Source organism: Corynebacterium sp. HMSC27B11 (genome assembly GCF_001815985.1).
Taxonomy (GTDB): Bacteria; Actinomycetota; Actinomycetes; order Mycobacteriales; family Mycobacteriaceae; genus Corynebacterium.
Genome location: NZ_KV823536.1, coordinates 32,890 through 45,601, shown reverse-complemented (window position 1 = coordinate 45,601; position 12,712 = coordinate 32,890). Strand labels below are relative to the sequence as shown.

The following is a 12,712-nucleotide window of genomic DNA, read 5'->3' as shown; positions in this document are numbered from 1 at the left end:
TCTGCGTCCGCGCGGCGACGAGTAGCCGTGGAGCAGGGCTACTACCGCTTATTCATCACGGCGGTCTTCAACATGGTCAGTGCCAGCAGCTTGCCGGTCTCCTCATTGCGGTGCTCGACGCGCCACAGGTGGGAGGTCGACCCCAGGTGCTCAGCGGTCGCGGTGGAGACGATGACGTCGCCGGCCTTCGATGGCCGCAGGAAGTCGGTGTTGTTGTTCGTTCCGACGACGATCGGGCCCGCGCCCGCGGCGACGAAGCTGGCCATGCTGGCTGCGGTCTCCCCCAGCGTGGCGTAGATGCCTCCGTTGGTGATTCCCCAAGGCTGCAGGTGAATCGGTTGCACCTCAAGGCGCAGGGTGAGGGAATGAGGTGCTACCTCGGTGTAGCGAACACCCAGCGTCTCCTCCAGCCCGTTGGTTGCGGTCGTAATTTCATTGAGTGTGTCAAGCTCTTCGCCGGTGAGCTTACGCTGCCCGGCAGCGCTGCTGAGCTCCAGCATGGTCTTCACGTGTTCGTTCATGTCAATAGATTAACCACGAAGTGTCGGGGTAAACTGGGAAATCATGAGTAAACCTTCGGCACCGAATCTTTCCTCGAATCAGGCACCCGCAGGCGCACCAGATGGCGAGCTCGCCCAGATCGGCGTGATTGGCCTGGCGGTGATGGGCTCCAACATTGCCCGCAACTTCGCGAATCACGGCCACACCGTGGCGGTTTTCAACCGCACTTTCGCCCGCACCGAGGGCTTCATGGAGAACTTCGGCGAGCAGGGTTCGTTTATCCCCGCCGAGACCTTGGAGGCCTTCGTGGCTTCCCTCGAAAAGCCGCGCCGCGCGCTGATTATGGTGCAGGCCGGCCCCGCCACCGATGCCATGATCGAGCAGCTCGCCGAGCTCATGGACCAGGGCGACATCATCATCGATGGCGGCAACGCCCTGTACACGGACACGATCCGCCGCGAGAAGGAGATCTCCGCGCGCGGCCTGCACTTCGTCGGCACCGGTATCTCCGGTGGCGAGGAGGGCGCCCTGAACGGGCCTGCGATCATGCCGGGCGGAACCGCCGAGGCCTACGAGTCCCTGGGCCCGCTGCTGGAGTCCATTTCCGCGAAGGTTGATGGCGAGCCATGCTGCGCCCACATCGGCCCGGACGGCGCCGGCCACTTCGTCAAGATGGTCCATAACGGTATCGAGTACGCGGATATGCAGGTCATCGGCGAGGCTTATCACCTGCTGCGCTACGGGGCGGGGCTGAGCCCGAAGGAGATCTCCGAGGTCTTCCGCGAGTGGAACACCGGCGAGCTGGAGTCCTACCTCGTGGAGATCACCGCGGAGGTCCTGGCGCAGGTCGATGTCGAAACCGGCAAGCCGCTGGTGGACATCATCGTGGACGCAGCCGGCCAGAAGGGCACGGGGCGCTGGACCGTGAAGTCCGCCTGCGACCTGGGCATCCCGGTCACCGGTATCGGCGAGGCAGTCTTTGCCCGCGCGCTCTCCTCTGATGGCCCTGCCCGCCAGGCCGCCCAGGGCAAGCTCGCTTCCGGTGAGCTGGCTGCCCCGGTGGACGCTGCCCAGCGGGAGGACTTCATCGAAGACGTCCGCCGTGCCCTGTACGCGTCGAAGATGGTCGCCTACGCCCAGGGCTTCGACCAGATCCTCGCCGGTTCACAGGAATACGGTTGGGACGTCGACCCCCGGGACCTGGCTCGCATCTGGCGCGGTGGCTGCATCATCCGCGCCCGCTTCCTCAACCGCATTGTCGATGCCTACGAGGCTGACCCGCAGCTGCCGTCCCTGCTGCTGGACGAGTACTTCCTGGAGCAGATGTCTGGCCTGGTGGATTCGTGGCGCCGCGTCGTCGGGACCGCGACCGCGCAGGGGCACCCGGTTCCAGTGTTTGCCTCCTCGCTTTCCTACTACGACTCCCTGCGTGCCCAGCGCCTGCCGGCCGCGCTGATTCAGGGCCAGCGCGACTTCTTCGGCGCCCACACCTACGGCCGCGTGGACAAGCCTGGCGCCTTCCACACCCTCTGGTCCGGCGATCGCAGCGAGGTCGAGGCTTAAGTGCCGTCGCCTGACCCCGAGCCGCCGTCTTCCCAGCCCGAGTTTCGATCGCTCGGGCTACCAGTAGCGCTCGCACAGTCCCTGCAGCGCACGGGGCTGCGTGAAGCCTTTCCCATCCAGGCCAGCGTGATCCCCTCCGCCGTTGAGGGCAAGGACGTGCTGGCCAGCGCTCCGACTGGTTCGGGAAAAACGCTCGCCTTCGGGCTTCCCATGCTGGCCCGGTTGAGTTCCGGGGATCTGCCGCGCGCGACCCGGCCGGGCAATCCTAGGGGTGTGGTGCTCTGCCCCACCCGCGAGCTCGCTGAGCAGGTCTTCGAGAACCTGGACCCGCATGCCGCAGCTCTGGGCCTGCGTGCGCTGGTCCTGGTGGGCGGGGTGAAGGTGCGAGCCAATCTCACCTCCCTGGCCCGCACGGTGGATCTTGTCGTGGCCACCCCGGGTCGGTTGAACGACCTCATTAAACGCCGTGCGATCTCCCTAGAGCACTGCGCCGTCACGGTCGTGGACGAGGCCGATCACATGGCAGACCTGGGATTCCTTCCCCAGGTGCAGGCAATTCTCGAACGCACTCCGCAAGGCAGCCAGCGGCTGCTCTTCTCCGCGACCTTAGACGGCGAGGTCGCGGCCCTGGCTGAGGGCTGGACTCGCAACCCAGTCCGCATCGAGGCTGCAGGCGCACGCTCCGCCTCGCCAGCTGCTCCGGACCACGCCGCAACCGACGCCGGAAGCGCACATGACCGAGACGGGGCAGGCGCACGAGCCACGGCGGCTCGCCCGGCCCCACGCCCCACCAAGGGCGCGGACTCCCCGGTGGAATTCCTCCTCAGCGAGGTCGCTGATAACGGACAGCGCCAGGCGGCGGTCCGCGCGATCGCACGCAAGGTGCCGCGCGTGATTCTCTTCGTGCGCACCACCCACGCGGTGACGCGCTGGGCGAAGTACCTCTCCGCGGGCGGGGTCAAGGTCTCCGCCCTGCACGGCAATCGCGGCCATCAATCCCGCCAGCGCGCGCTCGCGGACTTCCGGGAGGGTAAGGTGCGCGTGCTTGTCGCCACCGACATCGCCGCCCGGGGAATCGACGTGCCGGGAGTGCGCGCCGTCGTGCACATCGACCCACCCCGCGATCCCAAGGCGCTCGTACACCGCTCGGGCCGTACGGGCCGCGCGGGTGCGTCCGGCACGGTCGCCCTGCTTGCCTTCCCCGACCAGGTTCGCGAAGTTTCGACCATGATGCGGGCCGCTAACCTGGGCTACGAGAAGGTCGAGTCCACCAGGCTCGTCCGCCGGATTCTCCGTGAATAGCCACCACCGTCCCGGTCCGCCGGAGCACGCACAACCCACCACCCACTCACTCCTCGCCAAGGACAACTTCTCAAGAATATGGACATACTGCTGAGCATCCTCGGCCTCGCGGGCTTCATTGCGCTGACCGCGGGTACCGGGCTGTTCGTCGGGATCGAGTTCGCCATCACCGGTCTCGAAAGATCGACCATCGACCAACACGTCAAGGACAAGAACGACGGCCCGGCACGCCTGATCCAAAAGGCTCACGGCGAGCTCTCCCTGATGCTCTCCGGCGCGCAGCTGGGCATCACGATCACGACCCTGGCTACCGGCTTCCTCGCCGAGCCGATCCTGGCGAAGTTCTTCACCCCGATGCTGGATCTATTCGGCATCCCGCACTCCGCCTCGATGGCGATCGCGCTGACCCTCGCCGTCATCCTGGCCACGGCCCTCTCCATGATCTTCGGCGAGCTGGTGCCGAAGAACTTGGCGATCACCGACCCGATCAAGGTTGCGCGCTTCGCGATCCGCCCGGTGTGGGCTTTCAACCAGTTCTTCCGTGGTTTCATCTCTTGGCTGAACAACCTCGCCAACTTTGTACTGCACCGCTTCGGCATCGAACCGGCCGATGAGCTCGCGAGCGCCCGTAGCCCGAAGGAGCTGGCCGCCATCGTGAAGTCCTCCGCCGGCACCGGCGAGTTCACGCAGGCCAAAGCACAGATCCTGGACCGTTCCCTGCGATTCCGGGACATTTCCGCCGACGACATCATGACGCCGCGTTCCACCGTCGAGTCGCTGGATGAGGAGGACACCGCCGACAAGCTGATCCTGCTCGCCATGGAGACCGGCCACTCCCGCTTCCCCGTTACCCGTGGCGATTTGGACGACACGATCGGCGTCGTCCACGTCAAGGACGCGGTCGCACTGCAGCCGGAGCGGCTGGCGACGACCACCGTCAAGCGCCTCGCCCGCCCCGTCCCCACCGTCCCAGAAAGCCTGGGTGGCGAGGCCGTCCTGCAGAGCGTGCGCTCCGCCGGTTCGCAGCTGATTCTCGTCGCGGACGAGTACGGCGGAACCTCCGGCATCATCACCATCGAGGACGTCGTCGAGGAAATCGTCGGCGAGGTCTGGGATGAGTATGACGATAAGGACGAGGACGCCGAGGTCCGCCGCACCGGGCAGATGTGGGAGATGTCCGGCCTGGTCCGTACCGACGAGATCTTCGAGGAAGTCGGCTACACCGCCCCGGACGGCCCCTATGAAACCCTTGGTGGGCTCGTGATGTCTGCCCTGGGCAGGGTGCCGGTGGAGGGTGACCAGGTGGTCCTCCCCCGCTCCGAGCGGGAACTCCGGGACTCCTTCGAGAGCGGGCTGAACAACCGCTGGCTGGCCCGCGTGGTGTCGATGGATAAGCACCGCGTCGATCGGGTGATCCTGAGCCCGATCACCGAGGAGCAGGCCGCAGAGTACATCGACGAGGAGGGTGAAAACTAATGGGTGATTTGTGGGGCATTCTTCTTGCCGCTTTTCTGATCCTGGTCAACGCCTTCTTCGTGGCGGTGGAGTTCGCGCTGATCTCCTCCCGCAAGGACCGCCTGGACTCGATGATCGCCTCGGGTAACCAGCGGGCGAAGAAGGTCCGCTACGCCGTCGAGCATCTGACCATCATGCTGGCGGGCGCGCAGTTCGGTATCACCATCGCCTCCGTCCTGTTGGGCATGATCGGCGAGCCGGCGATCGCCCACCTCATCGAGGCCCCGCTGGCGGCCCTGGGGCTGCCGGAGAGTTTCGTCCACCCGATCGGCTTTACCATTGCGCTGCTGCTGATCACGATGCTGCACATCGTGCTGGGCGAGATGGTGCCGAAGAATATCGCGCTCGCCGGCCCGGAGACGGTCGGTACGTACCTGGTCCTGCCGCACCTGGCGTTCGTCAAGGTTACGCACCCGATCATGGTCGTGCTGAACTGGATGGCCCGCACCGTGCTGCACGCCTTCGGTGTCGAGCAGAAGGATGAGCTGGACTCCACGGTCTCGCCGCACGAGTTGGCGAACATGATCGCGGAGTCCCGCTCCGAGGGCCTGATCGCCGCCGACGAGGCGGACCGCATCTCCAACGCCCTGGCTAGTTCCCGCCGCGCGATGGGCGAGGTGCTCATCCCCCGTGAGGATGTCTACGCCCTGCCCTTCGGGGCGTCCGGACCGACGGTCATGGAGGTGCACCGCGCGGTGGTGGAGACGGGTTTCTCCCGCTTCCCCGTTGCCGATTCGAACGGCACCTGGTTGGGATACGTGCACGTCAAGGACGCCCTGGACGACTTCCTCGCCGACCGCGACGTCGCCGTCCCCATCCGCCCGCTGATCACCGTGACGAGCACCCAGAACTTCGACCTGGCGATGCGCGCGATGCGCGTGAACTCCTCGCACGTGGCCGCGGTCGTGGAAAACGGGCGCACCATCGGCCTGGTGATGCTGGAGGACATCATCGAGGAGCTCGTGGGCACGGTCCGCGACTGGACCCACGACTAGAAGCACTAGATCCACCCGAAGAGAAGAGGAGGCAGCGAAGGCCTGTATGGCTACTGATACGCAGTTATCCCCCACTCGCCCGGCCGAGCGTGTCCTGGGTTGGGCTGAGTGGCAGGCTCGCGAGGTTGCCCACATTCAGCGGGTGGAGTCTCTGACCGCAGCACACCAGGCGCGCCGCAAGCAGGGTCAACGCCACCCGGTGTGGGACTTCCTCTTCAGCTACTACCCGGTGACCCCTGGGAAGCTGAAGAAGTGGCACCCGGGGCTGGGCACGGCACTGGAGATCCGCCCTGACGACTCGGTGGAGGGCTTGCCGCAGGTGAAGGATTTCTACCACCGCGTTGGGGATACCTGGCGGCTGGATCCGGCGGCGTTTCTGGCGCGCCGGGGCGAGACCGCCCGGTTCATCCAGCGGCTACTCGCTGCGACGGCTGCCCGACCCGCGGTCTTAAGCTGCTTTGGGCTGCACGAGTGGGCGATGGTCTACCGGGATGCCCCGCGGCACCCGGAGCCGCTGCGGCTGGGTGCGGCTGGCACCAACGAAGTGGTGGAGTCCCACGAGCTGAAGTGCACGCACTTCGACGCCTTCCGGTTCTTCACTTCTTCCTCTGCACCGATGAATGCGAATCAGCTCACCAGGGAGGGCCAGGAGCTCTTTGAGCAGCCGGGCTGCCTGCACGCGGGCATGGACTTGTACAAGTGGGCGACCAAGTTGGGCCCGGTGGTGCCAGGCGAGCTGTGGGTGGATTGCTTCGAGCTGGCGCGGGACTTCCGGCAGCTGGATATGGAGGCCAGCCCCTATGACCTGCGGGAATGGGGTTTCGACCCGGTGCGCATCGAGACCGCCGAAGGTAAGGCAGAATATGTCCGCCGCCAGCGGGAACTGACCAGCCGCGCTCAGGAGCTGCGCGGCCAGCTGCTGGAGCTCCTGGATCTGCTGCTCAGCCACGAGGATCACCCCCGGCGGGCAGGGCAGGACGCGCCGGGCACGTGATCCAGGGTCGAGGTGCACCGGGCTGCACTAAACTGAAGGTTTGAACACGATTTTTGGAGGGTCGATGGCGCGTCACGCGAGTGGTGAGAATAACTTCAAGGTCGCCGGGTGGGTCTGGGCCGTGTTGATCGCGGTCGTGCTGGTCACCGCACTGATCATCGGTTGGTCAGCGGTGTCGAAGAATAACCAGGAGACCGTGGCCGCCGAGGAGTGCGCAGAGGGCGACTACGAACTGAGCGTCTGGGCTGCACCCAAGGCCAAGGCAGCGGCCGAGGAGCTCGTAAACGCGTATAACGACGCCGACCGGGTCGTCGCCGATCACTGCGTCACCGCCGCCGTCTCCGAGGTCGCGGACCGCGACGGACTGGCCAAGCTGGACGCTGAGGTCCCCGCAGCGTGGGTTCCGGAGGACGCCGCGGCAGTCCTTCCGGCCGCGAAGGATCACGGCGTGCGGGCGGCTGGTAGCAAGGCCCCAACGGTGGGCGAGCCGGAGCGTCCAGTGCTCCGCCTTGAGGCCGGTGACCGGGTGCCGGAGCTTGGCCAGCGTGCGGCCTCGGACTTCACCAGCTTCGCGATTGAGGAGCAGAAGTTGCCGACCACCGAGGTTGCCGCGCTGACCGGCGGCAAGGGCGACGGTGCTAAGAATGCGAAGAGCGGCGAGGACGCAAAGGCGAAGGACTCCAAGAAGGGCAAGGACGAGGCGAAGAAGCCGGCGCTGGCCCGTGGCACGGACGTCACCTTCCTGCTGGATACCTCCGACGCGATGGGTGTCGTCGAGGGCGATGCGCGCCGTCTCGACGTGGTGCGCGGTGCACTGCACTCGGCCTTCCAGAGGGTCGGTGAGAACGAGGGTGCGGTGAGCCTTTGGAACTACTCTTCGCAGCTCTCCCCCGGGGCACGCACTCCATACCGCGTGAACGTCGTCCTCTCGGCCCGCGATGGTGGGGCGGCCGCCGGTGCGGTGCTGGATCAGCTGAATGTGGGCGGCGGCAACCACGCCAACGTTTCCATCTCGGCCGCTCACAAGGCGGCGGTGGATTCCGCTGCGGCGGCGGGCGCGGAGAAGCCAGCCGGCCGCATGGTCGTGGTGCTGGCCGGTAAGAACCAGGACGAGCTCTCCGTCGAGCAGCTGAAGGCCCAGCTGGCGGCGGCCAACCCGCAGGTGCGGGTGGACATCGTGGGTATCGGTGGCGATGTTTCCGCAGACGAGCTCACGCAGATCGCGGAGGCGACGGGCGGAAAGTTCTACCCCGCCCGCGACGCGAAGGCCGTGGACGGGGTACTCAAGGATATTCTTTAAGCCCCGCTGCGGTCAGGGGGCAGCGAGGCTTAAAAGTTTCTCGAAGGCTGTGGCCTAGGCCAGGCGACGGCGGCGGCGACGCTCTGCGAGCTCGTCGATCGCCGGGTCCTGGGAAATCTTCTCCGATGGGAAGCTCGTGATGTCTCCGCTGAGCTCCTTCATCAGGCCCGGAACTGCGATGCCGAACACGCCCTGGCCACCGTTGAGCAGGTCGATGACCTCCTCGGAGGAACGGCACTCGTAGACGGTCGTGCCGTCGGAGACGAGGGTCAGGCCGGCGAGGTCATCCACGCCGAGGTTCTCCAGCTTGCTGACTGCCTTGCGGATGTTCTGCAGGGAGATACCGGTGTCCAGCAAGCCCTTGACGATCTTCAGCACGAGGATGTCGCGGAAGGAGTACAGGCGCTGGGAACCGGAGCCGGAGGCGTTGCGGATGGAGGGCTTCACCAGGTCGGTGCGCGCCCAGTAGTCGAGCTGACGGTAAGTAATACCTGCGACCTGGCATGCGATGGGCACGCGGTAGCCCACCTCATAGTCTGGCCCGTGCACATCGAAGAGTGCATCCTGCTGGCCTTCGTTCGTACCCATTCGCTTCTCCTGACCGTGGCCGCTTATGCGGTCCCTCTTGCTAGTTAAAGAATAGCCGGGTCGGCGGACACGTCAACCGCAAACCCTTAAGTTCAAGTTCAAGGTTAACATTAACATCCACAACAAACGACACATGTGTAACAACACGCGTGTCAGATAACTTTTGCGGACGCCCCCGGGGTCGCCTTCCACCAAAAAAAACTAAGGCCCGCGCCCCTCCCCTTTGTAGGAGGTAGGCGCGGGCCCAAAAGCTCTAGAGAATCTAGTCGAGGTTGCCCTTCACGATGGCGGCGTTGAGGGAGAGCAACAGCGCAGAGACCTCGCGAGCTGCTTCCGCGGAGCGCTGGCGCGCGTTTTCGTCACGGGCGTGCTTCAGCGGATCAGAAACGCGAGAGACCAGGTCGAGCTGACGGTGCGCGATGGTCATCATGGCCTTCAGGTGGCGGCCGTCGAGGCCGAACTCGCTGAGCCGGTCTGCCAGCTGCACGATCGCGATGTCGTCCACGCTGAAGAAACCGGACTGGTCGGCCATGACGAGCCCCAGGCGGATCAGGCTGCCGGTGAAGGAGTCCTCCACACCAGCACGCGCCGTCAGGTCCGCACGCGTCAGGCGGCGTGGCTCCGAGGAACGGAACTGCTCCGCGGACATCGCACCGGCGATCTGGCGCTTGGCGTACACCGGGGTGACCTTCCCGGCGTCCATCGCATCGAGCTGCTCCTTGATGACCTTCAGCGGCAGGTAGTTATCGCGCTGGTGGGTCAGGATGTAGCGCAGGCGCTGGATATCCTCCGGGGAGAAGCGCCGGTAGCCGGACTGGCTACGGCGCGGGGTGATGAGCCCCTCGGACTCCAGGAAGCGGATCTTGGAGACCGTCACGTCCGGGAAGTCCGGCTTCAACTGCTTCAGCACATCGCCGATGGAGGCGGTGGGAAGCACCTTCTCCCCGGTCTGCGCCGGGTTCTGCTCGAGCAGCTTCTTCGCTGCGTTACCTTCTTGTGCCGCCACGGTTTTTAGCTTTCCTTCGCGCCGTTCAGGAACACGAGGCGGAACTTGCCGATCTGGATCTCGTCACCGTTGGACAGGACCGCGGAGTTCTTCGGCTCGCGGTTGACGTAGGTGCCGTTCAGGGATCCGACGTCCACGACCTCGTAGTCCGCACCGTTGCGGCGGAACTCGGCGTGGCGGCGGGAGACAGTGACGTCGTCCAAGAAGATGTCGCTGTCCGGGTGACGGCCAGCGGCGGTGGTCTCCTGATCGAGGAGGAAGCGGGAACCTGCGTTCGGGCCGCGCTTCACCACGAGAAGGGCGGAGCCCTCCGGCAACCCCTCGACACCGGAGGGAGATGCGTCGGCCTGGGCGCCGGACTCCATCTCCTTCAGGAGGTCCGCGCGAAACACCGATGTGGTCTCGACAGATGCCTCCGGCTTACCGGTGTTCTGGCTCATAGTGAGATCCTCTCTGGAACGTATTTGGCTAACGACAACACAATACTACCCCGCAAGCGATGGAGAGTCACCGCGGTTGTGTTCACAAGTTCATAACTATCGGAACATCTGTGCAACGGAGCCGATCAACGAGCCGCCACCGCTGGAGAGCGGATTGTCGTTGACCATATAAGTCCAGGTTGCAGACGGCTTGTGGAGGCCGAGGCCATCCAGATCCACGCCTTCGCTGGTGAACTCCGCCTCAGCAAAGGTGTCCTCCGCCTTGTTCACCGCACGGGCTGCCAAGTCGCCGAACGCGGCGATGGACATGCGGTGAAACTCGTCGATGGGCGATTCCCGGGCGATGGCGCGCAGGTGGATGGACTCCCGGATGTCGTCCAGGTAGGCCAGATGCTCGCTCCACTCCAGGTCCAGGTGGAAGAGCATGATCGCGCGGGTCGATTGCTCCAGCACGGCCTGCTCGATGCCCTGCTCCTGCAGGCTGGCGGCCTTCTTTGGCTGCGCTTCGGCGAGCTCCTGCCAGGCGGCGTCCGTATCCAGCAGCTTCTGACGGCGGGCGTCGATGATGTCCCGCTGATCCTTGATGAGTTTGTTGTACTTCCAGGTCGTGGCGTGGATGTCCAGCATCTGGCCTTCGGTCACGCGCTGGCAGTGGTCGACGAAGTTCGCGACCTTCTTCTGATTCAGGCGACCGCTCGCATCCGGCTGGGCTTCCAGGCTCTCCCCGGCACCACCGGTTTCCACGACGTCGTCCTGCAGGGAGACGAAGAAGACCGAGCTGCCGGGATCACCCTGGCGGCCCGCGCGACCGCGCAGCTGGTTATCCAGGCGCTGGGAGCGGAAGCGCCCAACGCCGACCACGTGCAGTCCCCCGGCCTCGACGGCGGCATCGCGGGCGGATTCATCCTTACCGCCGAGCTTGATGTCCGTACCTCGGCCAGCCATCTGGGTAGAGACGGTGACGTGGCCGGGGCGTCCTGCTTCGGCGACGACGGCGGCCTCGGCCTCGTGGTTCTTCGCGTTCAGGATCGAGCTCTGCACGCCACGAGCCGCAAGCGCCTCGGCGATGCGCTCGGAGGCGGCGACGTCCTGGGTACCGATGAGCTGCGGCTGGCCGGTCTCCTGGACCGCGAGGATGTGCTCGATGACGGCGGCGTCGCGCTCCTCATCGGTGGCGTAGATGCGGTCGGCCTCGTCGAATCGCTTGGTCGGCACATTCGGATCGATGACCGAGACCTGCAGGCCGTAGAACTGGCGCAGCTGGTCCCCTGCTGCCAGGGCGGTGCCCGTCATGCCGCAGACCGTCGGGTACAGGCCGATCAGAGCCTGGATGGTGATCTGGTCGAGGATGCGCCCACCGTCGGTGACGCGCAGCCCCTCCTTGGCCTCCACCGCGGCCTGCAGACCATCGGGCCAGCGCTGCAGGTCGGCGATGCGGCCCCGCGAGCCGTCGATGAGGGCGACGGAGCCGTCCTTGACGATGTAGTGAACGTCCCGAATGAGCAGATGCTCGGCGTGCAGGGCGACGTTGACCTGGACGAGCGTCTGGCCGGCGTCCTCGCCGTCCTTGCCCTCCGAGTACAGGGAGTCGATGCCGAGGGCGTCCTCAACGAACTTCGAGCCCTTATCCGTGAGGAATACGTTGCGGCGGTCCGGTGAGATGGTGAAGTGCTCGTTTTCCTCCATCCGCTGGACCAGCTGGGTGATCTGGCCGGCCGGGGCGGCGCCGGGCTCGCTGCCTGCGAGGACGAGGGGAACGAGGGCTTCGTCGACGAGCACGGAGTCCGCCTCGTCGATGACGGCGACGTCCGCGGGGGTGCGGACAACTTCGGCGCGTTCGGTGGCCAGGTGGTCGCGGAGGACGTCGAAGCCGAGTTCGTTGATCGCGCCGAATACGATGTCCCGCTGGTAGATTTCGCGGCGCTGCTCGGAGGTCAGCTCCTCCTGGATGGCGCCGTGGGTGAGCCCGAAGAAGTCGAACATCGGGCCCATCCATTCGTCGTCACGGGCGGCGAGGAAGCCGTTGACTGTGATGACGTGCACGCGCTTTCCCTGCAGGGCATAGCCGATGGTGGCCATCGCGCCGGTCAGGGTTTTGCCCTCACCGGTGGCCATCTCGGCGACGTCCCCGTTGAGCAGGGCGAGGGTGCCCTGGAGCTGGACGTCGAAGGGGGCGATGCCGAGGGTGCGGCGGGTGACCTCGCGGAGGGCGGCGAGCAACTGCGGGACGTCCTTGATGCGCCCCTTCTCGCCCTCCCCGGCCTTGACGACCGCGTCTGCTGCGGCGGCGCGGAGCTCGTCGTCAGTAGCGCCGGTGTAGCGCTCGGGATTGGCCTGCGCGACGACCGCCCGGGACTTCTTCTGATTCTTCTTCGGCGACGTGCCCATCGCACGCCAGAACCAGTCAAATGCAGCCATGTGCTCTTCTACAACCTCGTGTCGGATCGACGCTTGTTAATGCTCCGTCCACTTTACCGGGCAGCTCGGACAAGCCCGCCCAAAGTGGGG

11 protein-coding genes are annotated in these 12,712 nt (G+C 65.7%); 6 read left to right on the top strand and 5 right to left on the bottom strand.

Going from position 1 to position 12,712, the window contains the following annotated elements; translation table 11 throughout:
- Positions 1-41 precede the first annotated feature (41 nt).
- Positions 42-521: a PaaI family thioesterase gene (locus tag HMPREF3097_RS01050; RefSeq protein ID WP_070760220.1), complete on the bottom strand. Its 480-nt coding sequence runs from the start codon at positions 519-521 to the stop codon at positions 42-44.
- Positions 522-564: 43 nt separating this feature from the next.
- On the opposite strand from HMPREF3097_RS01050, the gene gndA reads away from it, so the two are divergent.
- The 6 genes from gndA (at position 565) to HMPREF3097_RS01020 (ending at position 8,170) form a co-directional block, all read left to right on the top strand.
- Positions 565-2,064 carry an NADP-dependent phosphogluconate dehydrogenase gene (gndA, locus tag HMPREF3097_RS01045; RefSeq protein WP_070760218.1) on the top strand — a complete coding sequence of 500 codons (1,500 nt, stop codon included), beginning with the start codon at positions 565-567 and terminating at the stop codon, positions 2,062-2,064.
- A 126-nt stretch (positions 2,065-2,190) separates the two neighbouring features.
- Positions 2,191-3,366, top strand: coding sequence for a DEAD/DEAH box helicase (locus tag HMPREF3097_RS01040; RefSeq protein ID WP_371260055.1), 1,176 nt, complete (start codon positions 2,191-2,193; stop codon positions 3,364-3,366).
- Between the two features lie 78 nt (positions 3,367-3,444).
- Positions 3,445-4,842 (top strand): hemolysin family protein, encoded by a 1,398-nt coding sequence (locus HMPREF3097_RS01035; protein ID WP_070760214.1) that lies wholly within the window; start codon positions 3,445-3,447, stop codon positions 4,840-4,842.
- Positions 4,842-5,876 carry a hemolysin family protein gene (locus HMPREF3097_RS01030; RefSeq protein WP_012360316.1) on the top strand — a complete coding sequence of 345 codons (1,035 nt, stop codon included), beginning with the start codon at positions 4,842-4,844 and terminating at the stop codon, positions 5,874-5,876. Before HMPREF3097_RS01035 ends, HMPREF3097_RS01030 begins: the two co-directional genes overlap by 1 nt.
- A 46-nt stretch (positions 5,877-5,922) precedes the next feature.
- A complete protein-coding gene (locus HMPREF3097_RS01025) occupies positions 5,923-6,870 on the top strand; it encodes a 3-methyladenine DNA glycosylase (RefSeq protein ID WP_070760212.1) in 948 nt (315 codons plus the stop codon).
- Between the two features lie 64 nt (positions 6,871-6,934).
- Positions 6,935-8,170 (top strand): vWA domain-containing protein, encoded by a 1,236-nt coding sequence (locus HMPREF3097_RS01020; RefSeq protein ID WP_070760210.1) that lies wholly within the window; start codon positions 6,935-6,937, stop codon positions 8,168-8,170.
- Between the two features lie 54 nt (positions 8,171-8,224).
- Here the strand turns inward: HMPREF3097_RS01020 and HMPREF3097_RS01015 are convergent, their stop codons facing one another.
- The 4 genes from HMPREF3097_RS01015 to secA2 all read right to left on the bottom strand — a co-directional run bounded on the left by HMPREF3097_RS01015 (position 8,225) and on the right by secA2 (position 12,622).
- Positions 8,225-8,758: a MerR family transcriptional regulator gene (locus tag HMPREF3097_RS01015; protein ID WP_070759129.1), complete on the bottom strand. Its 534-nt coding sequence runs from the start codon at positions 8,756-8,758 to the stop codon at positions 8,225-8,227.
- Positions 8,759-9,020: 262 nt separating this feature from the next.
- The gene (locus tag HMPREF3097_RS01010; RefSeq protein WP_070760208.1) at positions 9,021-9,764 is read right to left on the bottom strand and encodes a transcriptional regulator FtsR; all 744 of its coding nucleotides are present in this window, start codon (positions 9,762-9,764) and stop codon (positions 9,021-9,023) included.
- 5 nt (positions 9,765-9,769) lie between these two features.
- Positions 9,770-10,204 carry an oxoglutarate dehydrogenase inhibitor Odhl gene (odhI, locus tag HMPREF3097_RS01005; protein WP_070759131.1) on the bottom strand — a complete coding sequence of 145 codons (435 nt, stop codon included), beginning with the start codon at positions 10,202-10,204 and terminating at the stop codon, positions 9,770-9,772.
- 96 nt (positions 10,205-10,300) lie between these two features.
- The gene (secA2, locus tag HMPREF3097_RS01000; protein WP_070760206.1) at positions 10,301-12,622 is read right to left on the bottom strand and encodes an accessory Sec system translocase SecA2; all 2,322 of its coding nucleotides are present in this window, start codon (positions 12,620-12,622) and stop codon (positions 10,301-10,303) included.
- Between the last annotated feature and the right edge of the window lie 90 nt (positions 12,623-12,712).

Coding starts and splice junctions, on each gene's coding strand:
- HMPREF3097_RS01050 (WP_070760220.1), bottom strand. CDS start 521: ATGAACGAACACGTGAAGACCATGCTGGAGCTCAGCAGCGCTGCCGGG.
- gndA (WP_070760218.1), top strand. CDS start 565: ATGAGTAAACCTTCGGCACCGAATCTTTCCTCGAATCAGGCACCCGCA.
- HMPREF3097_RS01035 (WP_070760214.1), top strand. CDS start 3,445: ATGGACATACTGCTGAGCATCCTCGGCCTCGCGGGCTTCATTGCGCTG.
- HMPREF3097_RS01030 (WP_012360316.1), top strand. CDS start 4,842: ATGGGTGATTTGTGGGGCATTCTTCTTGCCGCTTTTCTGATCCTGGTC.
- HMPREF3097_RS01025 (WP_070760212.1), top strand. CDS start 5,923: ATGGCTACTGATACGCAGTTATCCCCCACTCGCCCGGCCGAGCGTGTC.
- HMPREF3097_RS01020 (WP_070760210.1), top strand. CDS start 6,935: ATGGCGCGTCACGCGAGTGGTGAGAATAACTTCAAGGTCGCCGGGTGG.
- HMPREF3097_RS01015 (WP_070759129.1), bottom strand. CDS start 8,758: ATGGGTACGAACGAAGGCCAGCAGGATGCACTCTTCGATGTGCACGGG.
- odhI (WP_070759131.1), bottom strand. CDS start 10,204: ATGAGCCAGAACACCGGTAAGCCGGAGGCATCTGTCGAGACCACATCG.
- secA2 (WP_070760206.1), bottom strand. CDS start 12,622: ATGGCTGCATTTGACTGGTTCTGGCGTGCGATGGGCACGTCGCCGAAG.